The 26,699-nt window shown below is 74.6% G+C and carries 17 protein-coding genes and 1 pseudogene; 3 read left to right on the forward strand and 15 right to left on the reverse strand.

Annotation, left to right across the window (positions count from 1 at the left end; genetic code table 11):
• Positions 1-35: 35 nt before the first annotated feature.
• Genes FB554_RS07170 through FB554_RS07180 form a run of 3 tightly spaced genes read right to left on the reverse strand, consistent with a single transcriptional unit; the run spans position 36 to position 2,322 of the window.
• A complete protein-coding gene (locus FB554_RS07170; protein WP_170206804.1) occupies positions 36-599 on the reverse strand; it encodes a D-glycero-alpha-D-manno-heptose-1,7-bisphosphate 7-phosphatase in 564 nt (187 codons plus the stop codon).
• Positions 596-1,243 carry a D-sedoheptulose-7-phosphate isomerase gene (locus FB554_RS07175; RefSeq protein ID WP_236022323.1) on the reverse strand — a complete coding sequence of 216 codons (648 nt, stop codon included), beginning with the start codon at positions 1,241-1,243 and terminating at the stop codon, positions 596-598. Before FB554_RS07175 ends, FB554_RS07170 begins: the two co-directional genes overlap by 4 nt.
• The gene (locus FB554_RS07180) at positions 1,225-2,322 is read right to left on the reverse strand and encodes a GHMP family kinase ATP-binding protein (RefSeq protein ID WP_142005337.1); all 1,098 of its coding nucleotides are present in this window, start codon (positions 2,320-2,322) and stop codon (positions 1,225-1,227) included. The genes FB554_RS07175 and FB554_RS07180 overlap by 19 nt, the downstream gene beginning before the upstream one ends.
• A gap of 66 nt (positions 2,323-2,388) precedes the next feature.
• On the opposite strand from FB554_RS07180, the gene FB554_RS17590 reads away from it, so the two are divergent.
• The gene (locus tag FB554_RS17590) at positions 2,389-3,552 is read left to right on the forward strand and encodes an acyltransferase family protein (RefSeq protein ID WP_142005338.1); all 1,164 of its coding nucleotides are present in this window, start codon (positions 2,389-2,391) and stop codon (positions 3,550-3,552) included.
• 1,174 nt (positions 3,553-4,726) lie between these two features.
• Here the strand turns inward: FB554_RS17590 and FB554_RS17925 are convergent.
• The 3 genes and pseudogenes from FB554_RS17925 to FB554_RS07200 form a co-directional block, all read right to left on the reverse strand.
• A pseudogene (locus FB554_RS17925) lies at positions 4,727-6,745 on the reverse strand (alpha-(1->3)-arabinofuranosyltransferase domain-containing protein); the annotation flags it as partial.
• Positions 6,742-7,449, reverse strand: coding sequence for a class I SAM-dependent methyltransferase (locus tag FB554_RS07195; protein WP_236022324.1), 708 nt, complete (start codon positions 7,447-7,449; stop codon positions 6,742-6,744). The gene FB554_RS07195 and the pseudogene FB554_RS17925, both read right to left, overlap by 4 nt.
• Positions 7,450-7,454: 5 nt before the next feature.
• Positions 7,455-8,309, reverse strand: a complete 855-nt coding sequence (locus FB554_RS07200; RefSeq protein WP_142005341.1) for a class I SAM-dependent methyltransferase — start codon at positions 8,307-8,309, stop codon at positions 7,455-7,457.
• Between the two features lie 133 nt (positions 8,310-8,442).
• Here FB554_RS07200 and FB554_RS07205 point away from each other — a divergent pair, with 133 nt between their 5' ends.
• Positions 8,443-9,717, forward strand: a complete 1,275-nt coding sequence (locus tag FB554_RS07205) for a glycosyltransferase family 4 protein (RefSeq protein WP_236022325.1) — start codon at positions 8,443-8,445, stop codon at positions 9,715-9,717.
• Positions 9,718-9,833: 116 nt separating this feature from the next.
• On the opposite strand, the gene FB554_RS17080 is transcribed toward FB554_RS07205, so the two are convergent.
• From FB554_RS17080 to FB554_RS07225, 5 genes are read right to left on the reverse strand one after another with little or no spacing between them, the layout of a single operon-like run.
• On the reverse strand, positions 9,834-9,986 hold the full coding sequence (locus tag FB554_RS17080; protein WP_170206805.1) for a hypothetical protein: 153 nt from the start codon (positions 9,984-9,986) through the stop codon (positions 9,834-9,836).
• Between the two features lie 2 nt (positions 9,987-9,988).
• Positions 9,989-11,740 (reverse strand): MmpA family trehalose lipid delivery protein, encoded by a 1,752-nt coding sequence (locus FB554_RS07210; RefSeq protein WP_142005342.1) that lies wholly within the window; start codon positions 11,738-11,740, stop codon positions 9,989-9,991.
• 2 nt (positions 11,741-11,742) lie between these two features.
• On the reverse strand, positions 11,743-12,828 hold the full coding sequence (locus FB554_RS07215) for a glycosyltransferase (RefSeq protein ID WP_236022326.1): 1,086 nt from the start codon (positions 12,826-12,828) through the stop codon (positions 11,743-11,745).
• Positions 12,825-13,682, reverse strand: a complete 858-nt coding sequence (locus tag FB554_RS07220; RefSeq protein ID WP_236022327.1) for a glycosyltransferase family 2 protein — start codon at positions 13,680-13,682, stop codon at positions 12,825-12,827. Before FB554_RS07220 ends, FB554_RS07215 begins: the two co-directional genes overlap by 4 nt.
• On the reverse strand, positions 13,679-18,103 hold the full coding sequence (locus tag FB554_RS07225) for an alpha-(1->3)-arabinofuranosyltransferase domain-containing protein (RefSeq protein ID WP_142005343.1): 4,425 nt from the start codon (positions 18,101-18,103) through the stop codon (positions 13,679-13,681). Before FB554_RS07225 ends, FB554_RS07220 begins: the two co-directional genes overlap by 4 nt.
• A 71-nt stretch (positions 18,104-18,174) precedes the next feature.
• Here FB554_RS07225 and FB554_RS07230 point away from each other — a divergent pair, with 71 nt between their 5' ends.
• Positions 18,175-19,365, forward strand: coding sequence for an MATE family efflux transporter (locus tag FB554_RS07230; RefSeq protein ID WP_142005344.1), 1,191 nt, complete (start codon positions 18,175-18,177; stop codon positions 19,363-19,365).
• Between the two features lie 202 nt (positions 19,366-19,567).
• On the opposite strand, the gene FB554_RS07235 is transcribed toward FB554_RS07230, so the two are convergent.
• Genes FB554_RS07235 through FB554_RS07250 form a run of 4 tightly spaced genes read right to left on the reverse strand, consistent with a single transcriptional unit; the run spans position 19,568 to position 26,588 of the window.
• On the reverse strand, positions 19,568-20,392 hold the full coding sequence (locus tag FB554_RS07235) for a class I SAM-dependent methyltransferase (protein ID WP_142005345.1): 825 nt from the start codon (positions 20,390-20,392) through the stop codon (positions 19,568-19,570).
• Between the two features lie 57 nt (positions 20,393-20,449).
• Positions 20,450-22,471: an acyltransferase family protein gene (locus FB554_RS07240; RefSeq protein WP_142005346.1), complete on the reverse strand. Its 2,022-nt coding sequence runs from the start codon at positions 22,469-22,471 to the stop codon at positions 20,450-20,452.
• A complete protein-coding gene (locus FB554_RS07245; protein ID WP_142005347.1) occupies positions 22,468-24,651 on the reverse strand; it encodes an acyltransferase family protein in 2,184 nt (727 codons plus the stop codon). Before FB554_RS07245 ends, FB554_RS07240 begins: the two co-directional genes overlap by 4 nt.
• Positions 24,648-26,588, reverse strand: coding sequence for an acyltransferase family protein (locus FB554_RS07250; RefSeq protein ID WP_142005348.1), 1,941 nt, complete (start codon positions 26,586-26,588; stop codon positions 24,648-24,650). Before FB554_RS07250 ends, FB554_RS07245 begins: the two co-directional genes overlap by 4 nt.
• Between the last annotated feature and the right edge of the window lie 111 nt (positions 26,589-26,699).

A 26,699-nucleotide genomic window follows, 5' to 3' on the forward strand; every position in this document is an offset into this window, starting at 1 on the left:
GCAAGATCACTAGGGCGCGTCTCGAAACGTGTGCATCAGCCCAGCAGCCGAGCCACTGAAGCACTCAACGAGCGGCCCCGGCCCACCCCGACGTAGGGGATCCCGGCGGCGGCTGCGGCCTGCTCGTCGCTCGGCTGGTCGCCGATCATCACGGTGCGCTCGGGGCGCGCCCACGGGGCCGCGCGCAGCGCCGCCAGCAGCAGGCCCGGCTGCGGCTTGCGGCAGTCGCAGGACGCCTCGGCGTGCGGGCAGACGAAGATGCCGTCGAGGTCGCCGCCGGCCCGGCGCAGCCGCCGCAGCAGCGCGCCGTGCACGGCGACCAGCTCCTCGCGGGTGAGCCGGCCCGTGGCCAGGCCGCGCTGGTTGGTCACCAGCACCACGCGTACGCCGGCGGCCCGCAGGTCACGCACGGCGCCGGCCGCGCCGGGCAGCATCCGTAGGTCGGCCGCGCCGGTGACGTAGCGCCCCGGTCGCCGCACGTTGACCGTGCCGTCGCGGTCGAGCAGGACCAGGTCGAGCGGGCGCCCGGCGGGGCCGGGCTCCAGCGGCGGGTGCTCCTCGCCGAGGAGGAACCCGGCGGACGGCTCGCCCGCCCTCACGCGCCGGGCTGGCTGAGGGCGTCGATGCTCTCGCACCAGGCGTGCGCCCACAGCAGGTGGACCTCCTGGATGCGGGCGGTGTGACCGCTCGGGACGACCAGCAGGTGGTCGGTGCGGTCGGCGAGGTCGGCGCCCCGCTCCCCCGTCATCAGCACCGTGGTGATGCCGAGGTCCTTGGCGAGGTCGAGCGCGGCCAGCACGTTGGGGCTGTGCCCGCTGGTGCTCATCGCGAGCAGCACGTCGCCGCGCCGGCCCAGCGCGCCGAGGGCCCGCACGAAGACCTGGTCGAAGCCGTAGTCGTTGCCGACGGCGGTCAGCGAGGAGATCGACTCGGCCAGGGACAGCGCCGGGAGCGGCGGCCGGTCCTGGATGCACTTGCCGACGAACTCGGCGGCGACGTGGCTGGCCATCGCGGCGCTGCCGCCGTTGCCGCACACCAGCAGCGTCGAGCCGCCGGCGAGGGCCTGCACCACGGCGCGGCCCGCCGCCTCGACGTCGGCGGACAGCCCGGGGTCGCTCAGCGCGGCCGCGAGGTCGCGCCAGGCCGCCACCCCGGCGCCCAGGTCGGACCCGACCCGGCTCGTGACCGACTCCTCTCCCGCGTCGGACAACGGGTGCTGCGGGTCTAGCCCCTGGCTCGCCACGTGACGACCCCTTCCTTGCTGAACGTCACTTCCGAGACCGTCAGGCCCAGGTCGATGAGGGTGTTGGCGACCAGGTGCCGCCGCTCGAACTCGCAGATGAAGACCAGGTGCCCGCCGCCGCCGGCGCCGGTCACCTTGCCGCCGAGGGCCCCGGTCGACAGCGCCGCGTCGATCGCGCGGTCGATCTGCGGGGTGGTGATCCGGTCGGACATCTTGCGCTTGTTGGCCCAGGCGTCGCCGAGCAGTCGCCCGAGCGTGTCGACGTCGCCGCGCACCAGCGCCAGCTTCATCTGCTCAGCGAGCTCCTTCTGGGCGCGCAGCCCCGCGAGCGCGTCGGTGTTCCCGGTCTCGTAGTTGCTGACCTGGTCCTCGATGATGTGGTCGCTCACCCGGGTCTGGCCGGTGAAGGCCAGCAGCATGTTGTGCTCCAGCTCGTGCACGGTGCTCGGCCGGATGCGCAGCGGGTTGACCACGACCTGGTCGCCGAGGAACTCGATGAAGTTGAAGCCGCCGAACGCCGCGGCGTACTGGTCCTGGGAGCCGCCGGGGATGCCGAGGTCCTCCCGCTCGAGGCGCAGCGCCAGCTCGGCGATGTCGTACGGCGTGAGGTCGAGCCCGCAGTGCTGGGCGACCAGCCCGATGACCGAGACCATGACCGCGCTGGAGGAGCCCAGGCCCGAGCCGGGCGGGGCGTTGGTGTGGATGAACAGGTCGAAGCCGTCGGAGGGCAGCGCCCCCTCGACCCCGCGCACCCGGTCGATCGCCGCGCGCGGCAGCGCCAGCTGGCCCTCGAGCTCGACCTCGTCGTCGACGTGGAAACCGACGGCCGTGCCGTAGTCGAGCGACTGCACGGTGATCTGGCCGTCGAGGCGGGGCCGCAGGGTGGTGAAGCAGTACTGCGACATCGTGGCCGACAGCACCGCCCCGCCCTCGCGCTGCGGGAACGGCGCCACGTCGGTGCCGCCCCCCGCGAAGCTGATGCGCAGCGGGGCGCGGGCGCGCAGCACGGGCCGGCGCGGGTCCTGCAGCTGCGGCTCGGCAGGGGCCGCTGTCGCCGAGGCGACCGATGATTCGCTCATGCCGCACTAGCCTCCAGGTCGAGAACCGCGACGAAACTTACCCCAGAGTAGTCAAGCCTGGAGCCCATGCCACGGATACGCCAGATCGACCTGCTGCGCTGCGTCGCGGCGGGGCTGGTGCTGCTGTCGCACGTGGGCTTCTGGACCGGCGCCTCGAAGCTGGACACGGTCGGTCCGCTGCTCGCGCGCGGCGACAGCGGTGTCGCCGTCTTCTTCGCGCTGTCGGCCTTCCTGCTGCTGCGCCCGTGGTACGCCGCCCGCATCGACGGCGGGCCGCGCCCCCGGGTGCGGGCGTACGCCGTGCGCCGCGCCGCGCGCATCCTCCCCGCCTACTGGCCCGCGCTGGCCGCGGTGCTGCTGGTCGCGGCCCTCTTCCCCTACGCGACCGGTGGGATCGGCTCGTTCGGCACGGTGCTGTCGCACGTGCTGCTGCTGCAGGGCTACACCGGCGCGGACTACCAGGCGTTCACCCAGTCGTGGAGCCTCACGACCGAGGTGACGTTCTACGCCCTCGTGCCGCTGCTGGGGATCGCGCTGCTCGGACGCTCGCGGGAGGCGGGCGCGTCTCGCCCGCTGGACGTACGCCGGCACCTGGCGCTGCTCGGCGCCGTCGCCGCAGCGGGCGTCGCCCTGCAGGGTGCCGCGGCGGCCTGGTCGGGGCCCGGCGCGCTCACCGTGTCGGTGCTCGGCCACGCCGCCTGGTTCGCGGCCGGCGCGGCCGTGGCGCTGACGGTGACCCTGCGCCGCTCGGGTGCCTGGCCGGCCCCCGCACCCGGCACGGCCGCGACGCTGGTGCTCGCCGCGGGCGTGGTCTACCTGCTCGCCGCCACACCGCTCGCCGGGCCGGTCGGCCTGCAGGCGCCCACCGCGGTCGAGGCCGCCACCAAGGAGGCGCTCTACACCGCGCTCGCGGGGCTGCTGGTGCTGGCCTCGGTGAGCGCGGCCGACTCCGCGTGGTCGCGCTCGGCGGTGGTCGGGTGGCTCGGCGACATCAGCTACGGCGTCTTCCTGTGGCACCTGCTGGCGCTGCAGGTGGTCTACCTGGTGACCGACCGGGAGCTGTTCACCGGGGGTTTCTGGCTGGTGCTCGTGCCGGTGGTCGGGCTCACCGTCGCGGCCGCGTCGCTGTCGGCGCAGCTGCTGGAGCAGCCGATCCTGCGCGCGGCCCACCGCGCCACGCGCTCCAGCCGGCCCAGCCCGTCCAGCCCAGCGCCGCGACCACGAGCGTGAGCGTGCCGAGCAGCTGACCCAGCGCCGCGCCCGCGCTGCGCTCGTCGACCACGCCGAGCGCGGCCAGCGCCAGCCCGGCCAGACCCATGCCGGCGAGCGCGGCGTGCGGACGCCAGCGGCCGGGCACCAGCGTCGCCGCCAGCGCGAGCAGCGCACCGGCCGGGCCGGCCACGAGCCACCCGGCGAGGACGGCCACGACCACCGGGAGCCAACGTCGCGAGGCTCCCTGGAACGGGCGCCGTGCAGAGGCAGCCTGGTCCTCCGCTCCCGTCGCTGCGGTCGCGGCCGTGGCTGCGGTCGCGGCCGTGGCTGCGGTCGCGGCGGGGTCGCGGCGACGGACCGGCCCGCGCGACCGGGTCAGCCAGGCCAGCGCGGCCAGCAGCGCCACCGCCACCGCTCCCCCGGCCAGCCCGACCTGGTGGGAGCGGGTCGGCGCGAACTCGATGCGCACCTGCGTCGCCCCGCCCGCCGGGAGCCGGAAACCCTGCCGCCAGCCGTCGACGGTGACCGGCTCCAGCGTCCGGCCGTCGGCGGTGCTGGCCCGCCACCCGGCATTGGCTCCCTCGGTCAGCGCGAGCACGGTGCTGCCGCCCGCCGCGACCGAGACGGTGCGGGTGCCCGCGCCGCGCTCGGTGACGTCGGTGCCGCGCGGAGCCGGCCCAGGACGTACGTCGGGCGCGGCTGCCGGGGACAGCTCGACCAGGCGCGGCTGCACGAGGTCGCCCGCCGCCGCGGAGATGTCGACGCTCCCCTGCGGGACGTCGGCCGTGCCGCACGCCCGCGCCGTCACCGGGCCACCGGCGCGCAGCTGGTCCGCGGGCGCGTCGAGCGCGAGCGGGACCCGCTGCGTGCCGACCTGCACCGAGCCCGCGGCACCGCACGGCAGCTGCACGCGGCCGCCCGACGGGGTCTGGGCGAGCAGGCGCTGCGCCACCTCGGCGCCCGGGCGCAGGGCGACCTGGACCTGCAGTCGCACCTCGCCGGCCGCCCGGGTCTGGACGCGCCGGGTGCCGGGCTGGTCGGACAGGTCGAGCAGCACCCGGTCGCGCGCCGGGTCGACCGTGCCGGGCAGCCGGATCGCGCCGTCCGCGGTGCGCGTCGGCTGCTGCGCGGGGTCACCGGCCGGAGGCAGGTCGCGGGTGCCCGGCTGCGTGGGCCGCGGGTCCTCCGGCGGCAGCACCGGGCCGTAGGCCTCGGCGACCGTGCGGCCGTTGGAGTAGGCCCGCCAGGGCAGGGAGTCGGTGTGCACCGCCCCGGGCGCGGACGTGCCGGGGCGGACGTCGGCGTACGACCGCGGGTCGAGCAGCCCGGCCGCGAGCAGGTCGGGGATCGCCTCCGGGCCGCCGCTCACGACGCGGGCGGCGCTCGCGTCGTAGGCGGTGACCGGCGGCGTCGGGCCGAGCGTCCAGACGCTGACCGCGCCGTTGACCGGGCCCGGCGTGAAGCCCGGCGACGCGGCGAGGGTGCGACGCACGGCCGCCGCCGAGGGCGCGCCGGTCGAGGTCGCGAGGTCGGCCCGCAGCACCACCCGGGAGATCCCGAGGCGCTGCAGGGTGGGCGCGAGCGTCGGCTGCGGCACCCCGCTCGCGGCCATCGTGTCGACCTCGTCGAGCAGCCGCGTGGCGCCGGGGTGACCGAGCGGCGCCGACGCGCGCAAGACCACCGGCGAGGTCGCGAGCGCCGACAGCGGCTCGTCGGTGGCGCTCCCCCACGTGTAGTGCGCGTTGCGGCTGGCCGGCAGCAGCAGCGTCGCCCCGCCGTCGCGGGCAGCGAGCCGGTCGACGTCGCGCGCGGTCTGCCGCCAGCTGTCCGGGATCTCGGCGTACGCCATCGCGTCCCCGGCGCGCCCGGTCCACAGCGCCATGGGAGACAGCACGACCCCGGCGAGCACGAGAGCGAGCGCGGCTCGCGCGGGGCGGGCCGTCGCCGCGCGTCGCGACGCCGCGGCCGTTCCCGCGCGGGTCAGCAGGTGCCCGACGCCCAGGGCGATCGGGAGCCGCAGCACCGGATCGAGCTTGTGCACGTTGCGCAGCGGCGCGAGGGGCCCGTCGAGCAGCGCCTGCACGCTGCCGGCGACGGGGCCGCCGAACCGGCCCGGGTGCCCGACCGCCATGAGCACGGTGGCGACCACGACGCAGCCGAGCCCCCACCGGGCGGCGCGTCGCACGGCCGCCGGCCGCGCGCGTACGGCCAGGAGGAGACCGGCCACCCCGGCGCCGGCGACGAGGCTGGTCGCGACGATGGCCAGCGGGTCCTGGGCCTGCATCCAGCCGGACTGCCAGACCGGGTGGTCCTCGCGGTCGAGGATGTAGGCGACCCAGTGCGAGGCGCCGCGCAGCGTGTTCGGGGTGCTGGTGACGGCCGTCGTGATCTGCGAGGTCTCGATGAAGTCCAGGAACGGGTAGGAGTAGCGCCCGAGCACCAGCAGCGGCAGCACCCACCAGGCCGACCCGAGCGCCACGCCGCCGGCCCACGGGAGCAGCGCGCGCCGGCCGGCCGCGCCGGAGGCCAGCAGCCAGGCGAGCGGGAGCAGCAGCACCACGGCCGACGCGGTCGCGTTGACGCCGCCGAGGGCGGCGGTCAGCAGCCCGGTCAGCGCGGCGGCGTGCCAGCGCTCCCGCCGCGCGGCGCCTGCGCGGGTCGCCGGGAGCACCGCCAGCACCAGCCACGGCGCGACGGCGAGGGGCCAGGCCTCGGCCGAGATCTCGCTGAGCACGGTCAGCACCCGCGGCGAGAGGGCGTACGCCGTCGCGGCCACGAGCGCGGCGACCGGCCCGGCGAGCCCGAGCCGGCGCACCAGCAGCAGGGCCCCGGCGAACGCGGTGACGACCAGCAGCGACCACCACAGCCGCTGCGCCGCCCAGCCGGGCAGCCCGAGCGACTGGGCGACGCCGAGCACCGGCCCCATCGGGAAGAGGTAGCCGTAGGCCTGGTTCTGCAGCTCGCCGAGGCCGGCGTGGTCGTTCCAGGCGGTGAGCGAGCGGGCGAGGTAGCGCCACGGCGAGACCGTGAGATCGACCTTGGTGTCGGGCTGCACCCGGCCGGGGGCGATCAGCCACGGCACGAGCGCCAGCGCGGCGCCGACCAGGAGGGCTCGGACCCGCTCGACGCGCTCGACGCGCCCGGGCTGCGCGGCGCGCTCGGCCGGGCTCGCCGCTCGGCCAGGGGTGTCGCCGGCGTCGGCCGAGGTCATCGGCGGCGCAGCACGAGCAGCAGGTTCCAGGTCACGACCTCGCGCAGCCCGGGCACCCGCAGCAGGTGCCGGGCGGGGTCGGGCAGGTAGCGCGGCCGGGCCGCGAGGACCTCACCGGCGGTCGTGCCGGCCGCCCAGTCGAGCCCCTGCCGCACGCTCACCCGGAACAGGGTGTGGTCGACGAGGTTCTTCGGCGGGTGGCCCTCCTTGCGCTCGTAGCGGCGCGCCGCGCGCTCTCCGCCGAGCCAGTGCCACGGCGAGGTCTCGTGCCCGCCCCACGGCGAGAGCCAGTTGGTGTAGCTGAGGAACAGCAGCCCGCCCGGCCGCAGCACGCGCAGCATCTCGTCGCCGACGGCCTCGGGGTGCGGCACGTGCTCCCACAGGTTGCTGCTGTGCACCACGTCGACGCTGCCGTCGGCGAACGGCAGCGCCGCTGCCGAGGCGACCACGCCCCGGTCGTGCACCGACGCGACCGACGGGTCGTGGTCGAGCGGGACGTAGCGTGCGCCGGCGGCCCGGAACGCCTGGGCGAACTCGGCGGGCCCGGCGCCCACGTCGAGCACGGTGCGCCGCTCGAGCGCGGTCCACTCCTGCAGCAGCTCGACGGAGTCGCGCGCGAGCGCGCCGTAGAACCTCTCCGGCTCGGTCTGCTCGACGAGGAACTCGCGGAACAGCCGCACCGATCGTCCGATGCCGCGCTGCATGCCCCTCATCCTCGCCGACGCGCGTGCAGCTGCAGCGTCGGGCGTAGGCGTGGCGCGCCGAGCCGCGCCGCCGCGGCCACCGGTGTGGTGGCGAGCGCGGCGGCCAGACCGGGCCGGCTGGACAGCACCCCGCCGGGCCGGGGCCGCCCGCTCAGCCGGCGCACCAGGCTGGCCCCCTCGGTCATCAGGCTGTCCAGGGGCGGGCGCGTGATGCGTACGTCCACCAGGCCGGCCGCCTGCGCCGCGCGGCGCAGGCTCTCGGCCGTGAAGAAGCGCACGTGGGTGGGGTCCTCGAGCATCCACCAGGCGGACCCGAACCAGTCCAGCGGATAGCTGTCGCCGGCCGGGGTGAGGAAGCGCACCGCCCCGCCGGGCGCGGCGAGGTCGCGCGCGACCGCGAGCGTGCGCAGCGGGTCGGTGACGTGCTCCAGCACGTGGATGCCGTAGACGAGGTCGGCCGCGAAGCCGGTGTCGGGCAGCTCCTCGGCGAACCCGGCGTGCAGCTCGCCCCGGTCGCGCACGGCCGGGTCGACGCCGACCTGCAGCTGGTCGGGGTCGACGCCGCCGACCCGGGCGCCGGCGTCGAGGAACCGGCGCAGCAGCTCGCCACGGCCGTACCCGATCTCGAAGACCCGCGTCGGCGCCAGGCCCCGCGTCAGGCTGCGGTAGGTCAGGGTCAGGCGGGCCCGGTCGAGCGTGGCCTCGCCGCCGTAGGCGTGGTCGCGGTGACCGGCGGGGGCCGCGGCCAGGTCGCGGTGCAGGTGGCCGCAGCGGGTGCACCGCAGCAGCGCGCCGCCCCCGCGCAGCGGGCGCGGCTCGAGCGGCCCGCGGCAGACCTCGCAGGCATCGGGTTGGTCCATTGGCTACCTTTCAGTAACAACGGGCGGTAGCGTAGCCGGTGGCCAGGTGACTCAGAGCACACCACGCAAGCACGTCGCGGCTCCCCGGAGGAGGAGCCACGGCGGCCGACCAGAAGGATCAGAGGGAGGGCCCGTGCGCACTGCCGCATCCCGCACGCCGTCCGAGCGCCCGCTGCGGGTGCTCTACCTGTCGTGGCGCGACCGCGACAACCCCGAGGCCGGCGGTGCCGAGACGTTCACCGACCGCACCGGCGAGGTGATGGTCGCCCGCGGCCACCGGGTCACCCTGCTGACCTCCTCCTTCCCGGGCGCCGAGCCCGAGACCGAGCACGGCGGGGTGCGGGTGCTGCGGCGCGGCAACCGGTTCACCTGCTACCTGCACGGGCTGGCCCACGTCGCGCGCCACCGCGACGACTACGACGTGATCGTCGACGTGCAGAACGGCGTGCCGTTCTGGGCGCCGCTCGCGGCCAAGGTCCCCGTGGTCAACGTGGTGCACCACGTGCACCGCGACCAGTGGCGGGTCGTCTTCGGCCGGGTCGGCGGGGCGATCGGCTGGTTCGTCGAGTCGCGGGTCGCGCCGGTCGTCTACCGCCGCTCGCGCTACGTCACGGTCTCCCAGGCCACCCGCTCCGACCTCGCGACGCTGGGCATCCCGCCCGAGCGTGTCGACCTGGTCTACAGCGGCAACGACCACCCGCCGGCCCTGGAGTCCTACGCCCGCGAGCCGCGAAGCGAGCAGCCGAGCATCACCGTGGTCGGGCGCCTGGTGCCGCACAAGCAGGTCGAGATCGCGATCGACGTCGTGGCCGACCTGCAGGAGCAGCAGCCCGAGCTCACCCTCGACGTGGTCGGGGCGGGCTACTGGCTCGAGGAGCTGCAGGCGTACGCCGAGCGCCGGGGGGTCGCGGGCCGGGTGCACTTCCACGGCTTCGTCGACGAGCACACCAAGCACACGCTGCTCGCCCGCTCGTGGGTGCTGCTCATGCCCTCGCACAAGGAGGGCTGGGGGCTGACCATCGTCGAGGCCGGGCTGCACGCCACGCCCGCGATCGCGTTCGCCTACGCCGGCGGCCCCACCGAGTCGATCGTGCACGGGCGCACCGGGCTGCTGTCGCGCGACGCCGACGACATGCGCGAGCAGGTCGCGCGGCTGCTCACCGACCACGAGCTGCGCCACGCCCTCGGCGAGCGGGCCCGCACCCACGCGCGCAGCTTCGACTGGACCACCGCCGGCGAGAAGCTGATCCACACGCTGCGCTCGGTGCTCGGGCAGGTGGAGCGCGCGCCGCAGCCGACGGTGCGGCTGGCCTCGCTCACCCCGATCGACCAGCTCGAGGTGCCCTCGCACGAGGACGAGCCGACCGAGACCGACGGCGACCGCGACGCGCAGGAGCGCTCCGCCTGAGGCGCAGCCGGCGACCGGCACTCGCGCACGGGCACGCGGCACACGACCCACACGGCACGACGAACGGCCCGCCGGTTGGCGGGCCGTTCGGCGTAGCGGTCTGTGGTGCGGGCGGATCAGCCGTCGTAGCTGATGACCTCGCTGTAGTTCTGCGGCTGCTTGATCGAGCTCTGCGACTGCACGAGCCCGAAGATCGCCAGCAGCGCCAGGATGACACCCACCACGGCCCCGCCGATGTTCCACGCGGTCTTGTTACCGGACTCGTTCATGCCTACCTCGCTGGGCTGTGATCTGCGTCGGTCTTTCGCTGACTACGCCACCGTAGCAAAGAGGTACCCCCGAGTAGGAGACAAATCACACCCGAGCCTGCGATCGCGTACGAAATCCATCCCGGAGGGTGGGTCGTGGAGGGCTCGGCGCGGGCCGGGTCGACCGGCCCGAGGTCGTACAGCCGCAGGTCGGGCGTCGAGGCGATCACCCGCGCGTCCGGCAGCCGCGGCACGCCGGGGCCGGGCGGCTGGTCGGCGAGCACCAGGGCGTAGCGGATCCCGTGCTCGCGCAGGACCGGCGCGGTGTCGCCGCCGCGGCGCAGCGCCGCCCCGATGGCGTCGGCGGTGGGGTCCTCGCCGCGCACGACCCGGTCGGACAGCGGCAGGTCGTCGTTGACGACCACCTGGCGAGACAACAGCCGCTGCCACGGGTCGAGCACCACCCGCTGGTCGTTCCAGGCGTAGCGGCGGTAGAGCGTCCAGGGGAAGACCGCGACCGCGCCCGGCGGCGCCTGCTCCAGCTGCGCCGCCACCGCCCGGTGGTCGGCGGGGTAGTCGACCGCCGTCCAGCGCCCGGTCGCGCCCCAGGCCAGGCTCGGCAGGGTCAGCAGCGAGACGACGCCGACCGCGCCGCCGAGGGCCAGCGCCACGGCCCGGCCTCCCCCGCGCGCCAGCACCAGCGCGCGCAGCCGCTCGGCGCTCACCCCGGCGGCCAGGGCGACGAAGACCATCCACAGCGCGACGAACTTCTGCGAGTCGCGCAGCAGGCCCCCGCCGGGCAGGTTCAGCACGATCGACTCCACGAGCGCCCCGCCGCCCACCGCGCTCAGCGCGGCCACGGCGAGCCCGACGGCGCCGGTCACCGCGACCCCGAGCTGGGCGGGCCCGGCGCGCCAGCCGCGGCTCGCGCACCACACCGCCACGCACGCGACGACGAGCACCAGGGCGACCCCGGCGAGCACGGCCGACTGGCGGTCGGGCAGCCAGACCCCCTGGTTCCAGATGCCGCCGCCGGTGAGCAGGCTCCCGACCACGCCGTACGGCGTGTCGGCCCGTGAGCGGAACGCCGCCACACCCCCGGGGTCGGGCTCGAAGCTGCCGGTGATGGTCATGAACGGCAGCCACCAGACGGCGTTGAGCAGCAGCCAGCAGACCCCGGCCCAGGCGGCCACCGGCAGCCGCGCGCGCAGGCTCGCACCCCCGCCGGGCACGGCGAGCACCACGAGGGCCAGCAGCAGCGCGAGCACCGAGCCGGTCGAGCCGGTGAGCGTGGCGAGCAGCAGCACGCCGCCGAGCCGCAGCCGGTCGCGGCCCGTGCCGTCGCGCGCGGCGGCGGCGCTGGTCGCGACCCACGGCAGCACGGCGTAGCCGAGCAGGAAGCCCCAGTGGCCGATGGCCAGGCGCTCGACGAGGTATGGGTTCCAGCAGGCCACCAGGGCCGCGACCGCGGCGGCCAGGCGGGTGCGCACGAGTCCGGCGACGCCGGCGCCGACCCCCACGAGGACGAGGACGAGCAGCAGCTTCTGCACCAGCCACCCCGGCAGCGCGAGCGACAGCAGCGCGACGACCACGTCGTTGGGCACGGCCCGCGGCACCGACCCGTCGGTGCCGAGCGTGCGCTCGCTGAGCGCCAGGTCGGGCACGAAGACCATGTCGTAGAACAGCAGGTAGCCCGGGGCGAGCCCCGGGCCCAGGGCCAGCAGCGCGGCCAGCGCCCCGACCAGGGCACCGACCACCCGGCGGGAGCGCAGCACGGTCAGGCCCGCTCGACGCGGGCGAACGCCTCGCCCATCCGGCGCACCTGGGTGTCCAGGTCGTGCTCGGCCAGCATCCGCTCCCGGTTGAGCGCGCCGACCCGGGCCCGGTCGGCGCGGTCGGTGAGCCAGTGCACGAGCCGGTCGGCGATCGCCTCGGCGTCGTCGTCGAGCAGGTCGTTGGGCGGGGCCGCGACGGCCTCGTCGTTGGTCCCGCACCGCACGGTCACGACCGGCAGCCCGCACGCCTGCGCCTCGAGGTAGGCCAGGCCCAGCTGCTCGGTCCACTTCCAGGTGGGGCGCGGCGCCGTCACGAACACGGCCGAGCCGCGCAGCAGGCCGGCGACGCCGTGGGCGTCGAGCGCGCCCGCGTGCCGGACCCGGCGGGCGGGGTCGGCGGCGGCCTCGTCGACGAGGTGGCGCAGCGGACCCGAGCCGGCGACGACCAGCGACGCCTCGGGCACCGTGCGCTGCACGATGCGCATCGCCTCGAGCACCCGGTCGATGCCCTTGTTGGGCGCCAGCGGAGAGACGAACGCGACCACCGGCTCCTCGCTCGGCCGCGGCGCCGGGTGGAAGATGTCGGTCGGCACGCCGGGCTTGACGACCTGGATGCGGGAGTCGTCGAAACCGTTGGCCAGCAAGTGATCTCGCGCCGCGTCGACCATGCACAGCAGCAGGTCGGCGTCGCGGCAGGAGTTCAGCGCCTGGCGATAGGGCGGCACCTTGTAGAGCGGCTGGTCGGGCAGGTTCTCCCAGGTGATGACCGCCTGCCTGACCCGACCGCCGGACCGGCGGCGGAAGCGCGAGGCCTGCCCGGTCACGAGCGAGCACAGCTCGAGCGAGGCCACCCAGTCGTAGTCACCCGGGTCCTGCTCCCCCAGCCCCCGCACCCAGGCGAAGGCCCCGGCCTCGATGAAGCGCTTGACGGGGCGGACGTACGAGCTCGGCACCCAGGTGAGGTCGCCCACCGGCTCCTGGGCGGCCAGCGCGGTCACCCGGGTGCCCGGCATGCGCGACATCCAGAACAGCTCGCGCCGGGGCCGCTGGTCGGGCAGCGACACCCACAGCATCCGGCGGTCGGTCACGCCGGGCCGCCGCTGCTGGCCGCCTGCCGGCGGTCGCGGGCCCCGCGGCGCGCGCCGACGGCGTAGCCGACCGCCTCGAGGCCGCGCATGAGCACCATGCCGGCGGCGTGGGCGGGGTCGCGGGCCAGGTCGCCGCGGTGGCGCAGGTAGCTGCGCAGCACGGTGCGGCCCTGCGCCCCGACGGCGCCCTCGTGCTGGCTGGCGAAGGCCGGGATGCTGCGGCCGTAGTAGTAGCGCTTGCGCAGCACGTCGGGCAGCGTGAGGCGGCCCTCGTCGTGGTCGACGATGACCGGCGCGAGCGCGATGGTGCGCCCCTCGCGCAGCATCCGCATGCGCAGGTCGGCGTCCTCGGGGCCGGACATCTCCAGGTGGAAGCCGCCGTCGCCGAGCAGGTAGTCGCGCGGCACCAGCCGCGGGTTGTGCAGCCACGGCTCGTCGAGGTAGCACTCCCGCTCCAGCGCCCGGCACGCCGTCCAGAAACCGTCGCCGATGGTGCGCTCGGGCAGCGCGACCCCGGTCGCCCCCTCGCGCTGGGCGGTGCGCATGGCCTCGGCGACGGCGCCGGGCGGCAGCACCATGTCGCTGTCGAGCCACAGGATCCACTCCCCCGCGGCCGCGCGCACCCCGGCGTTGCGCTGGGCGCTGCGCTCGGGGCCCTCCACGAGCACCCGGTCGGCAAGCTGCTCGGCGACCGCGGCCGTGCCGTCGTCGCTGTGGTTGTCGACGACGATCAGCTCGACCGCCGGATAGGTCTGTGCTGCAACGGATCTCAGGCACGCCTCGATCGTGCGCGCGTTGTTGCGCGTGGGCACGACCACGGTCACGAGTGGCGTGGCGTCTGCTGGGTCGGTCACGCGTCGGCGCTCCTGGTCTGGGGGACGTCGGCTGGGTCGGTGTCGGACCGGTCGGGCTGGTCGGTCTGGTCGTGCTGGTCCTGGCGTACGCCGTCGCCGGGCTCGTCGTCGTCCGGCGCCTCGGCGCGGTCGCGCGCGGACGGCTCGCGGTCGAGGCGCAGCGCCCCCACGAGAGCGAGCACCAGGCCGCCACCGGCGAGGTAGTGCGGCCACATCGAGGCCGCCACCGCGTCGGCGCTCACCCGGCCGAGCGCGTCGCCGAGGCCGAGCAGGTAGACGACGATGCTGACCAGGACCAGGCCGGCACCGGCGTACAGCAGGCGGGTGGGTCGCACGGAGCGGCGCAGCAGCAGCACGGCCGCCAGGCCGGCGACGAGACCGGGCACCCCGACGGCGAAGGTCGCGAGCAGCACCAGGAGGACCTCCTTGGCGCCCCGCGGCCAGGCGCGCCAGGCCAGGCGCCCCAAGCGGGAGGCGCCGGGGCCGTCGTCCTCGTCCGCGTCGGCCACGTCCGCATCGGTCTCGCTCGCCCCGGTCGGACCGCCGAGCGCGGAGGCTGCGGTCGCACCCGTCCGCGCGGCGGTGGCGCCCGAGCCGGTGGCGCCCGAGGCGGGGGCGCTGTCGCCCTCCACGCCGTCGTTCACGCCCTTGACGCCGTCGTCGCCACCGCCCGCGGGCGCGGCGGCGCGACGCCGGCGCGGCCAGACCATCAGCGTCAGCAGCGTCGCGAGCGCGACCACCGCACCCGAGACGACCAGCGCGACGGTCGACCAGCGCTGCGGGTCGTAGCGCAGCGTGATGGTGTGCGCGCCGCCGTCGGGCACCAGCCAGCCGGCGGAGAAGCCGTCGACCAGGACCGGCGACCCGAGGTCGGTGCCGTCCTCGAGGGTGGCGCTCCACCGCGGGTCGATGCTGGTGCCGGCGAGGACGTAGTAGGGGCCGTCGCCCTCGGCGACCTCGAGGGTCTTCACCGAGGGACGGTCACGGGTGATGCTCACCTGCGGCGCCTCGACCGGGTCGGTGCCCTCGACCGTGTCGCGCAGGTCGAGGTTGTCGAGCACGAACCCGTCGACCGGGTCGATGCGGTGGCTGCCGGGGCCGAGGTCGAGCTCGCCGCAGCCGATCCAGGCGGTGCCGGGCTGACCGGTGCCGACCAGCTGGCTGTCCTGCCCCGGACGCATCCGCAGCGGCTTCCCGTCGACCGTGGCCACCGTCTGGCACCGGGTGTCGGCCCGCCGGTCCTCGGCGCTCGCGGCGCGGGTGCGCAGGCCGGTGTCGATCTCGGTGAAGCGGGCGGGCGTGCCGTCCGTCGGCCCGTCGACGCCGAGCACCGTCACCCGCACGGTGCCGCCGCGGGTGCCCTCGGGCAGCTGCACGCTCGAGCGGCCGGGCCGCAGCGTGGCGTCCTGCACCGGGCGCCCGTCGACGCTGATCCGCACCCGCCCGGCGAACTGGGTGTTGTCGTTCGTGCGCTCGGGCAGCGGGATCTGGTTGATCGTCACCCGGTCGATGTCGCGCTGCGGCCCGCTGATCTCCCACCAGCCGCCGCGCAGCGCGTTGCCCGGCACCCAGGCGGTGCCGTTGTCGCCGTCGGCGGCCCGCGAGGCGCGCACGTCGGGGTTGTCGAAGAAGAAGCCGCTCGACTGCACCCGGATCGACGGGTCGAGCCCGGCGACCCGGTCGTACATCGGCTCCAGGGGCCCGTCGACGCGCACGCCGGCGGAGCTGCGGTAGGTGCGCGCGTCGGGCAGCGCGACGACCCGGCGCAGGCCGGCCTCGCTGTCGTCGTTGGGCTGCGGCTCGTTGGCCACGCGGCGCAGCAGGACGTCCAGCGGCGTGCGCCCGAACTGCTGCTTGCCCCGCGCGTCCAGCGTGGCGTAGCGGTCGCTGAACGTCGTGGGGGTGCGGGCGGCCCGGACCGGCTTGGGCCCGGGCAGGCCGAGCTCGGCGATGCCGACGAGGCTGTAGCCCTCGCCGCGCAGCGAGTCGATGCGCAGCGTCACCCGGTCGGCGCGCACGCCGCCCAGGTCGAGCTCGGCGCTCTTGCCGGCCTCGGGGAGACGGGCCGAGGCCGACCGGCCCCCGGCCGTCAGCGTGACCCGGTCGATCGACACCCCGCCGAGGTCGAGCTGGCTCACCGGCACGGTGTCGAGGCGGACCGGCTCGGGGAACTGCACGGTGAGGGTCTGCCCGACCCCGCGCTGGAAGTCGCCGAAGCGCCAGCCGGTGTCGGGGTCGCCGTCGACGGCGAGCTCGGGGATGCCGTACGGCAGGTCGAAGAAGGCCGCGCCGCTGCTGCTCGCCGTCACCGTCGGACCGCTCGTGGCCAGCACCGTCTGGTCGGCCGGGTCGGTGCCGAGCGTCCGGCTCTGGGAGAGCTCCTCGCTCGCCGGCAGCAGCGGGCCCTGGCCGGCGGTGAGCCGGTTGGGGATGGCGTCGCGCCGGGCGTTGGTGTCGGTGATCACCATGCGGCCGGTGGTGGGCAGGCTGCGCGCGAGCTGCTGGGCCGAGACGTCCTGGGCGTAGCGCACCGCCGGGTTCTCGCGCAGCATCCCGGCCGCGGTCATCGACGGGAAGGCGAACCCGTCGCCGGCCACGACCAGCTGGCCGGTCGTAGGGACGACCCGCGCGGCCGTGCGGGCGTCGCGCACGTCGTACAGCTGCACCGGGGGCAGCGCCGTCTCGCCGTAGGACGGACCGCTGCCGTCGGGCGGCATCATGAACTGCCCGAGGCGGCCGAAGTTGCCCGCCCCGAACAGGCCGGGGTCGTCGGCCAGCAGCCGGCTCGTCACGGCCGGGCGGGCGCCGCCGTCGTCCTCCCAGGCGGTGTCGTGGCGCAGCAGCACCTTGTCGGAGCCGAGGTAGCGCGCGAACGTCGATACCGTCGCCGCGGGCGCCTGCCCCGACTGCACGGTCGCGTCGAGCGCCGAGAGGAAGTTGACGCCCGGGGGCGAGGCGTTGGGCGTGGTGTCGGGCAGCACCGCGTCGCGGCGCATCAGCGAGTTGGTGAGGTCGTCGGGCCGCTCCACCGTCCAGCGGTAGTCGGGCCGCACCTGACCCGGCACGAGCAGCGTGGTGCTGCTCGGGTTGCCCCGGTCGGCGGCGCGGGCCGCCTCCTGCCAGTAGGACGGGATGTTCATCGGCGAGATGTAGAGCCGGCCGCCGATCGCCGGGAGCGTCCAGGCCCCGAGCACGACGGCCAGGGCCGCCGCGACCACCGGCGGGGCGCCCGGCTTGCGCCACAGCCAGGGCAGGACGCGCACGACCGCCAGCCCCAGCGCCAGGGCGAAGGCGAGCACCAGCACCGCACCGATCTTGTTGGTCGTGCGGAAGGCCGCGAGCGCCGGCTGCTGCAGCAGCTCGCGCAGCAGCGCCCCGAACGGCGACGCCGGTGAGGACTCGCTCGGGAAGATGCCGACCATGATCACCGCGGCCAGCGCGATGCTGCCGACCAGCGCCACGCGTACGGCTCCCCGGGCCCAGCGCAGCGAGAGCAGCGCGAGCACCGGCCACAGGATGGTGAGCGCGATGATCATCGGGCTCGCGACGTAGACCGCGTGCTGCGGAACCCACGCGGTCTCGTCCCCGCCCTGGCCGTAGAGCGGCCACAGGCCCACGCCGCGCAGCACCTCCGGGTAGGAGGAGACCATCGCGATGCCGGAGAGCGTCTCGGACGCCTCGACGATCTGCGCTCCGGTCGCCCGGGCCGACACCGCGGGCACGAGCCAGTAGAGCGAGACGCCGACGACGAACAGCGCGCAGCGGGAGACCACCCGCAGCGCGTCACGCCAGGCCAGCCCGGCCCGCACGCGGGCGGCGATCACCACGGGCACGATCGCCAGCAGCTGCAGCAGCGGCACGACGGCGACGTTCATGCCGCTCATCAGGAAGAACGTCAGCCCGAACGCCGCCGGCCAGCGCCAGCTGCGCGGCGCCTGCAGGGCGCGCACGAGGCACAGCACCTGCCAGGGCAGCAGCGCCATCGGGAGGGCGATCGCGAGCGTCGCCCCGGCCTGGATGGTGTACGGGTTGGCCAGGTAGAGCACGCCCGCGGCCAGCCCGCCCCAGCGGCCCGCCCGGGGCGCCACGTGGCGCAGCAGCTTGGCGGCACCGACCGCGGCGAGCAGCCACAGGCCGAGGTGGAACACCTTGAACGCCCACTCCGGCGACAGCCCGATGCCGCGCAGCGCCCCGACGACCAGCAGCACCGGCACCAGGCCCACGTTGAAGTTCGGCGAGCCGAGGTACGGCGAGGACTGCCAGGCCGAGACGTAGCGCCCGAGCATGTCACCGGGCGCGATGTAGACCTCGGGCTTGATGTCGGTGTTGAACTCGCCCAGCCCGTTGAGGAACACGATGGCGGCGAGCAGCAGCACGAGTCCGGCGACGGTCGCACGGAACCGGGTGATCCAAGTAGGCAATCCGTCGCATCTCCGCTGCAGAGGGCAAGGGCAACGGCCAATATAACCCGCGAGTAGCCTTGCAGGCCGTGATGCGAGATGCCCAGCTCGGCGCCCGCAGTCGCGGACGTCTGCGCGGCATCGCGCTGGGGCTCGCGATGGGCCTGTCCAACGCGATCAGCTACCTGCTGGTCGCGTTGCTGTCGCGCTCGCTCGGACCGGCCGACTTCGGTGGGTACTCCGCCCTGTCGACCGTGGGCATCCTGCTGGCCATCCCCGCCGGCGCCTTCCAGCTGGCCATCGCGCGCCGGCAGCACTCCCCCGGCGCCCCCAGCGGCCTCGGCGCCTCGCTCGCCGTCGGCAGCGGGCTGACCGCGCTCACCGCGGCGGTCGCCGTGCCGCTCGCCGACGCGCTGGACCTCGACTCCCCCTGGGCGGTCGTCTTCCTCGCGCTGACCCTCGTGCCGATGACCACCAGCGGCGCCCTGCAGGGGGTGCTGCTCGGGCAGGAACGGCTGCGACCGCTCGCGCTGAGCTTCCTGCTGGTCGCGGGCGGACGCCTCGCCGCGGTCGTCGTGGCCGTGACCCTGGACCTGTCCACCAGCGGCGTGTTCGGCGCGCTGCTCGTCGGCAACACCGTCGCCGGCCTCGCGACGTGGCTGCTGGCGCGGCCCGCCCTGCGCCGCGCCGGAGGCGACGGCCGGGTGCTCGGCGACGTCACCCGCGCCTCCGGCGCCCTGCTGGTCTTCATGGCGCTCACCGGCGTCGACGTGCTGCTCGCCCGCAACTACCTGTCACCGGACGACTCCGGCGGCTACGCGCTCACCGCCACGTTTGCCCGCGCGCTGTGCTGGGGCACCCAGTTCGTGGTGCTGCTGGTCATCCCGCGCATGGCGCGCGACGCGCGCGGGCAGGCCAAGCTGCGCGCGGTGGGCGTGGTCCTCGGTCTCGGGCTGCTGGCGCTCGCGGTGGTCCTCCCGGCCCCCGGCACCTGGATCCGGATCGCGGGCGGCGAGGAGTACGCCGGCTACCAGCGGCTGCTGCTCGGCAGCCTGGTCGTCGGCATCCTCTGGGCGATGATCCAGGTGCTGCTGCTCGCCGACGCCGGCGGCACGCCCCGCCTCGCGATCATCACGACCGGGGTGCTCGCCGCGCAGGTGGCCGCGGTCGCGCTGTGGTGGCACCACTCGACCTGGCAGATCCTGTGGACCACCGCGGGCGCCGCCGCCACGGTCCTCGCCGTGGGGCTGCTGTCCCTGCGGTCGGACAGCCCGCGAACGTGATCCCACCCGGCCCGCGGTGAGGCCCCCCTCGCCCACATTTCGTTCACTCGCGCACGAAATGCAGCCGGCACCCCCGGAATCCCGGGCCCCTCGCCCACATTTCGTTCACTCGCGCACGAAATGCAGCGGCCACCCCCGGAATCCCGGGCCGCTCTCCCACATTTCGTTCACTCGCGCACGAAATGCAGGCGGCACCTGTGGGCTAGATCGCCCGCGATCGCGACATCACCAGCTTGGCGGCCCGCTTGGCCACCCCGGGCATCCGCTCGGCCATCCGCCAGGCCGCCGTGTTGAGGTGGCGCTGCGGGCCGGTCTGCCAGCGCCGCAGCGCGGCGGTGGCACGCGACTCGCGGGCGGCCTCGCCCGGCTGACGCCGGAAGACCAGCGCGTGCAGGCCGTTGGCCCAGCGCGGGTCGTCGTTGGTGGCGGCGTCCCAGGTGGCGGCGATCTCCCAGCCCGGGTGGTTCTTCAGGAACAGCCGGTGCGCGCGCTGCACGACCGGCCAGGTGGCGTCGTCGACGAGCACCAGCGCCTCGTCGGCGAGCAGCGGCTCGACGACCGCGAGCGCGAGGTAGTGCGCGAGCAACGTGTGCTCGCCGTCGTAGAAGTAGACGCCGACGGGCCGGTCGATGACCCCCGGCTTCCCCATGAGCGCGAACGCGTCACCCTCGAGCAGGGTCACCCTCGCGCCGTCGGCGTGCCGGTCGAGGTTGTCGAACAGCTCCGCGCGGGCCACCTGCCCGGCCATGCCGAACTCCATGAAGTTCTCGATGGCGTACATCCGCGCGTCGTGGTTGTCAGCGGCGGCGGCCACGATCGAGCGGCCCTTGAACGTGCCGACCTCGAGGTACGCCTCGTCGGCCGGCAGCAGCCGGGCCGCGAGGTTGACCATGGCCAGCTCGTTCGGGGAGGTGAACCCGTCGACCTTCTCGGTGATCTCCACCCAGCGCGGGTCGATCGGGTCGGTGACCTGCGGGTCGCCGGGGAAGATCGAGGGGACCTCGGCGAAGAAGCGCTCCGTCTGCATGGCCGGTGAGCCTACTCCTGCGTAGGTTGCCGCGGGGAGAGATTCACGCGGACGGTCTCATTCCCCGGTTCGGTCGGTCCGGCCGACCAGGGTCGGGGCGAAGCGCTGCCACCACAGCCCGACCGCGTCGGGGGTCAGGTGCACCCCGTCGGTGCGCAGCTGCACGCCGTAGGCGCGATCGACGTACGACCCCTGCGGGCAGAGGAAGCCGCGCATGTCGAGCATGGTCACCCACGGCCGGGTGGCGGCCACCCGCTGCAGGGCGGTGTTGAGCGCCTGCTGGCGCGCGGGGTCGTTCTGCTCGCGGGCCGCGCCCTCGGCCTGCTCCGGCGAGACGCCGGGCATTGCGGCGTCGCCGCTCGCGACCGTGCGGCCGTAGCAGGGGATGTTGACCAGCGACACCGGGTTGGCGCCCCGGCGCCCGGCGATGTCGACCGCGCGCCCGAAGGTGCGCTCCATCAGCGCGGTCCACTCCGGCGTCCCGACCCGCACCAGCCGACCGTCGACCCACCGGTCGAACAGCTCGGCCGACCCGGACAGCACCACGGAACGGTCGGGCGAGACCTGGTCGACCAGGGCGCTCCACCGGCTCTCCCAGCCGTCGCACTGCGGCGACGGCGTGGTGCGGCTGCCGCCGATCTGCAGCTCCTGGGGTGTCGCGATGCCGCACCCGAGCTGGGTCGAGGACCCCACGCTGAGGTCGGGATAGTCCTGCTGCGGGAAGTACTTCCACAGCGTGAAGGCCACCGAGTCGCCGAGCACCAGCACCTTGTCCTGCCCCGGCCGCATCGGCCCGGTCACCGTCGAGATCGACCCGGGCAGTCCGGTGCCGAACACGGGCGGCTGGGCGTTGGCGGTGGAGGTGAGGGTGAGCAGGCAGGCGGTCCCGAAGGCGGTGCCGGTGATCAGCGGAGCCGCACCGGGGCGCAGCCGGCTGAGCGCGCCGCGCCGGATCGGCCGCTCGACGTAGGTGTCGTAGGCGAACGCCAGCGCGAACACCGAGGCCATGCGCAGCACCATGAGCGGCACGCCGCTCAGCCCGGTGCGCTCGGAGTCGAGGATGAGGAACAACGGCCAGTGCCACACGTACAGGCCGTACGTCCGTCGCCCCGTCGCGACGAACGGTCGCCACGACAGCGCCCGGGTCAGCGCGCTGTCCGGCAGCGCGACGACGTGCCACCCCATCGCGAACGCCGCCAGGCTGGCCACGAAGAAGCCGCCGCGGAAGACCCACTGGCTGGTCTCGGTGACCAGCAGCGGCAGGCCGAGGAGGGCCAGGAAGCCCAGCACCCCGAGCACCCAGATGCCGGACCGGGCGGTGAGGTCGACCGGGCCGAGCGCCACGACCCGGCGGGGCCCCTGCTGCTGCTTCGGCCCGCGCTCGGCGGCGCGCACGACGAGCACCCCGAGGGTGCAGCCGATCAGCAGCGCCTGGGCGCGGGCGAAGGAGTTGTAGTAGACCGACGAGGGGTCGCTGAACGGCTCGTAGATCGCAGCCATGTAGACCGCCGAGGCGACCGCCAGCACCATCAGCACGGTGGGCAGCCAGCGGGTGCTGCCCTTGCGCCAGCGCAGCCACAGCAGCAGCAGCACCGGCCAGACGAGGTAGAACTGCTCCTCGATCGACAGCGACCAGGTGTGCAGCAGCGGCGAGACCTGGTCGCCGACGGCGAAGTAGGACTGCTCCTCGGTGGCGAACCTCCAGTTCGACCAGAAGGTGAGGGTCGAGAGCATGTCGATGCGCAGCTTGCGCAGCGTGGTCGGGTCGGCCCAGAGCCAGGCGTACAGCGCGACGAGGGCGACCATGCCGAGCAGCGCCGGCAGCAGCCGCCGCGCGCGGTTGGCCCAGAAGCCGAGCAGGCTGATCGTGCCGTAGCGGCGGTGCTCGGCCAGCAGCACGGCGGTGATCAGGAAGCCGCTGGTCACGAAGAACATGTCGATGTTGAGGAACGCGCCCTGCAGCCAGCTGACGCCGGCGTGGTAGAGCAGCACGACGGTGACGCCGATCCCGCGCACGCCGTCGACGGCGGGGCGGTAGGCGATCTTGCGACGTTCGGGAGGGGCGGCCGGGGTGCTCACGGGCGACGCTCGCTCCCCAGCGGCGCGAGGATCTGCGGCAGCATCCACTTCCAGATCATCGGCGAGGCCGGCACCGAGAAGTGCAACCCGTCCTGGAAGAACTGGATGCCCGCGGCGCTGCTGCGCTGGGTGTCGCCGCACACGGCCTGGCCGAGCTCGAGCACCGGCACGCCGCGGTCCTTGGCCCAGCCGCGCAGGTAGGCGTTGATCTGCACCGGGTTGCGCGCCTCGCGGTAGGCCTCCGGCTCCTTGGTGCGCACGGTGTTGACGAACCCCGGGTCGAGGCCGGACAGGTCGACGCGGCACGGCAGCGTCGCGATCATCAGCCCGGCGACTCCCCCGGCCCGCGACCGGCGCGCCCAGGCGTCGAGGGCCTGGCCGACGGCCCGCTCGAACGCCGGGTCGCCCCAGCGCCGCATCGCGCCGTCGACCTGGTGGGAGAAGGCCAGCAGCGTCGAGGGGAACAGCAGCGAGACGTCGGCGCCCGAGCGCTGCAGGTCGGCGGTGAGCCGCTGCTTCCCGCGCACGCACTCGGGGGTGTTGTTCAGGGTGCCGCCGTTGGGGTTGGCGACCGGCAGGTCGAGGGTGTCGCAGCCGGCGACGGCCAGGTTGGCGACCGAGGTGCCCGGGAAGTTGCGGGCCGGGAAGTTGCGGGCGAGCAGGAACGGCACGGAGTCCCCGACCATGCCGATGCGCACGGGCGGGTCGGGGCGGGTGTACGCCCGCTGCCCGCGCACCAGGTCAGGCACCGAGGGCACGTAGCTGGGCACCCGCTGGTCGAAGGTCGGGTTGCCCTCCTCGCTGCCCTGCTCGACGGGCGTGGCGGCCTGCGCGGGGGCCGGCGGCAGCCCGCTGGAGACCGACACCGCGCCGGCGACCAGCACCGCGAGACCGCCGGCGGTGATCGCCCGCCCGCTGGTGAGCCGCCCGGTCAGCCCGCGCAGGCCGTGCCGCAGCACGGGCTGCTCGACGAGGTCGTAGGACAGCTTGGCGAGCAGGAAGGTCAGCGTCAGCCCGACCACCACGACCTGCCAGGTCGGCGCCTCCGGCATGGCCTGGCCGAGCCAGAGGGCGATCGGCCAGTGCCACAGGTAGAGGCCGTAGGACAGCTTGCCGAGGTAGGCCAGCGGCGGGGCGCCCAGCACCCGCTGCAGCGACGGCGCCCGGTCGTCGGCGGCGACGAGCACCAGGGCCGCGGCCACCGCCGACAGCACCAGCATGCCGCCGTAGTCGTAGACCCACGACGGGAACGGCGCCACGACGACCGTGCCGGCGACCAGCAGCACCAGGGAGACCCAGCCGACGGCGGTGACCACGGCGGGCGAGAGCCCGGCCCAGGACGTACGTCGGGGGGCCTGGTCCTCGCCCGAACCGGCCTCGTCGGCGGGCTCGCCAGTCTTCACCTCAGGTTCAGGGTCAATGTTGTCGGCCTGCGCGGCGCGTTCGTCGCGCTGCGGGTCGCGGTCGCGGGAGACCAGCGCGAACGCGAGAGCCGCACCGACGAGCAGCGCCTGGGCACGGGTGTCGGTGCCGTAGTAGGCGTGCGACTGGGCCGACATGCTCCCGATGCCGACGACCGCCGTCCACACCGCCGACACCGCCGCCAGCGCGAGCAGCACGCCCACCCGCGCGCGCCGCCGGGCGAGCAGCGCGACCAGGCCGAGCACGAGCAGCGGGGCCAGCACGTAGAACTGCTCCTCCACCGCGAGGGTCCACGCGTGCCGCAGGTAGGAGGGGTTGCCGAACTGCTCGAAGTACTGGTCGTCGCGCAGGATCAGCCGCCAGTTCATGACGAAGCCCAGCGTCGCGAGCACGTCGCCGCGCATCGGCCGGCGCGCGTCGTCGGGGGCCAGCAGCATGCCGTACGCCACGATCGCGCCGAGCACGAGGAACAGCGCGGGCAGCAGGCGCCGCGCGCGCCGGCGGTAGAACTCCAGCAGCCGCAGCCGGCCGGACGCCTCCCGCTCGGCCACCAGCAGCCGCACGATCAGGAAGCCGGACAGCACGAAGAAGACGTTGACCGCCACCCATGCGCCCTGGAACGCCGCCACCCCGAGGTGGAACAGCATGAAGATCACCATGAAGACGCCGCGGATGCCGTCGAGCGCGGGGCGGTGCGGGAACCGGGTGGGGCGCCCGGTCAGGTCCTGAGCCGGGGCCGCCTGCGGGGCGGTGGTCACTGCGAGGCCGTGGTGGCGCCGCTCCACCGGTTGATCTGCGGCATCAGCCACTGCCAGAACATCCGGGCCCCGGGCGCGGTGTAGTGGACGCCGTCGTTGCGCACCTGCACGCCGTTCATCCTGTCCTGGTACTTCCCGCTCGGACAGACGAAGGAGTCCAGGTCGGCGATCTTGACCCGCTCGGGGTTCTTGGCGGCGAACCGGCTGAGGATCTGGTTCACCGCGGCCGCGCGCTTCGGGTCGTTGCGGTCGCGGGCCAGGTCCTTGCCGTTGACCACGTAGCTCGGCTGGTTGTAGCAGGGCACGTTGGTGATCACGACCGGCGCGTTGCTCGGCGAGAGCGCCGTGAGCCCCTGCTGCAGGCGGGAGTCGAGGTAGCGGGCGTACTCCGGGCTCCCGACCCGCAGCACCTTCCCGTCGACGACGTGGTCGAAGACCTCCCAGCCGCCGAGGCTCCACACGATGGCGTTGGGCTGGGTCTCCTTCAGCCCCTGGTTCCAGTAGTCGAACGAGCTCTCGCAGTCGTCGCGGTTCTCGGCCGGCTGCGGCTCGCCGTCGATGGCCAGCGCCTGCTCGGCGGTGCCGCACCCGAACTTGACGTTGGCGGTCGCCGACACGTCGGGGAAGGACTCCTTGGGGAAGTTGTAGCCGAGGCTGAAGCCGACCGAGTCACCGACGATGAGCAGCCGGAACGCGCCGCCGGCGTGCTTGACCTGCGCAGCCTCCCCGGCCTGGGCGTTGGGCGCCAGCTGCATGCCGGCGGTCGTCACCAGCAGCACCGCCGCCGTGACCGCGACGCTGGTCGTGGAGACCGCGGCGGAGACCTTGCTGCCTAGCCGCTTGAGCGCGCCCCGGCGGATGGGGTTCTCGATCAGGTAGAACGAGGCGCTGGCGAAGGCGAAGGTGAGCGCGAGACGTACGACCAGCAGCGGGAACGCCGAGAGCCCGGTGCGCTGCTCGTCGAGCATGACGAAGATCGGCCAGTGCCACAGGTAGAGGCCGTAGGACAGCTTCCCGACCCACACCAGCCAGGACAGGCTGAACAGCCGGGCCACCGAGGAGGTGCGGTAGAGCTCGACGCTGAGGATCAGCATCGCGAACATCACGTCGAACAGCAGGAAGCCGCCGGTGAACGCCCAGCCCTCGGCCGGGACGAACAGGAACCAGCCGAGGGTCGCGATCGCGACGACCCAGCCGACGATCGCGAGCGCGCGGCGGTGCTGGGCGATCTCGGCGACCCGTCGGGTGCCGAGCGCGTGCAGCCCCATCGCCAGCAGCGATCCGACGAGGATGTCCTGCATGCGGGTGTCGGTGCCGTAGTAGACGCGCGACGGGTCGGCGCCCGGGGTCGCGAGGCGAGCCATGAGGTACGCCGACAGCAGGGTGAGCGCGCCGATGACCGCGATCGGGATCCACTTACGGCGGCCGGCGAGCTTGAGCAGGCCGATGAACAGCACCGGGAAGATCAGGTAGTACTGCTCCTCGATGCCCAGCGTCCACGCGTGCCGGAACGGCGAGGGGGAGCCGAACTGCTCGAAGTAGGACTGGCCGGTCGCGATCATCCGCCAGTTGGCGACGTAGAACAGCGTGGCGATGCCGTCGCCGGAGAAGGTGCTCGGCGTGCGCTCCTGCATGACCCGCGGCACGACCAGGCCCATCACCAGGAGCATGACCAGCAGCGCGGGAAGCAGGCGGCGAGCCCGGCGTACGTAGAACCCGGCCAGGTCGATCGCGCGCCACTTGTCCCACTCCTTCAGGAGCAGACCGGTGATCAGGTATCCGGAGACGACGAAGAAGACGTTCACCGACCAGTAGCCGCCGAGCACCCACGACACCGGGGCGTGGAACAGCATGATCGTGATGACCGAGATGGCGCGCATCCCGTCCAGCGCCGGGCGGTAGGAGCTGCCGCTGGGGCGAATGGCAGGGCTGGTCATGAGTTGGTGCGTCTCCACGAGGGGCCGGTCGGTCGCCCGCCCACGGCCGTCGGCCGGTGACGAACCGGGCCAGCATAGACACGGATGCGGCCCGGTCGACGTAAAAGTGAC

This window comes from Barrientosiimonas humi (assembly GCF_006716095.1).
Lineage (GTDB): Bacteria > Actinomycetota > Actinomycetes > Actinomycetales > Dermatophilaceae > Barrientosiimonas > Barrientosiimonas humi.

What these genes read in the sequence shown, in the direction of transcription:
- FB554_RS07250 (WP_142005348.1), bottom strand. Translation starts at nt 26,588, where the DNA reads ATGACCAGCCCTGCCATTCGCCCCAGCGGCAGCTCCTACCGCCCGGCG.
- FB554_RS07195 (WP_236022324.1), bottom strand. Translation starts at nt 7,449, where the DNA reads ATGCAGCGCGGCATCGGACGATCGGTGCGGCTGTTCCGCGAGTTCCTC.
- FB554_RS17590 (WP_142005338.1), top strand. Translation starts at nt 2,389, where the DNA reads ATGCCACGGATACGCCAGATCGACCTGCTGCGCTGCGTCGCGGCGGGG.
- FB554_RS07200 (WP_142005341.1), bottom strand. Translation starts at nt 8,309, where the DNA reads ATGGACCAACCCGATGCCTGCGAGGTCTGCCGCGGGCCGCTCGAGCCG.
- FB554_RS07235 (WP_142005345.1), bottom strand. Translation starts at nt 20,392, where the DNA reads ATGCAGACGGAGCGCTTCTTCGCCGAGGTCCCCTCGATCTTCCCCGGC.
- FB554_RS07180 (WP_142005337.1), bottom strand. Translation starts at nt 2,322, where the DNA reads ATGAGCGAATCATCGGTCGCCTCGGCGACAGCGGCCCCTGCCGAGCCG.
- FB554_RS07230 (WP_142005344.1), top strand. Translation starts at nt 18,175, where the DNA reads ATGCGAGATGCCCAGCTCGGCGCCCGCAGTCGCGGACGTCTGCGCGGC.
- FB554_RS17080 (WP_170206805.1), bottom strand. Translation starts at nt 9,986, where the DNA reads ATGAACGAGTCCGGTAACAAGACCGCGTGGAACATCGGCGGGGCCGTG.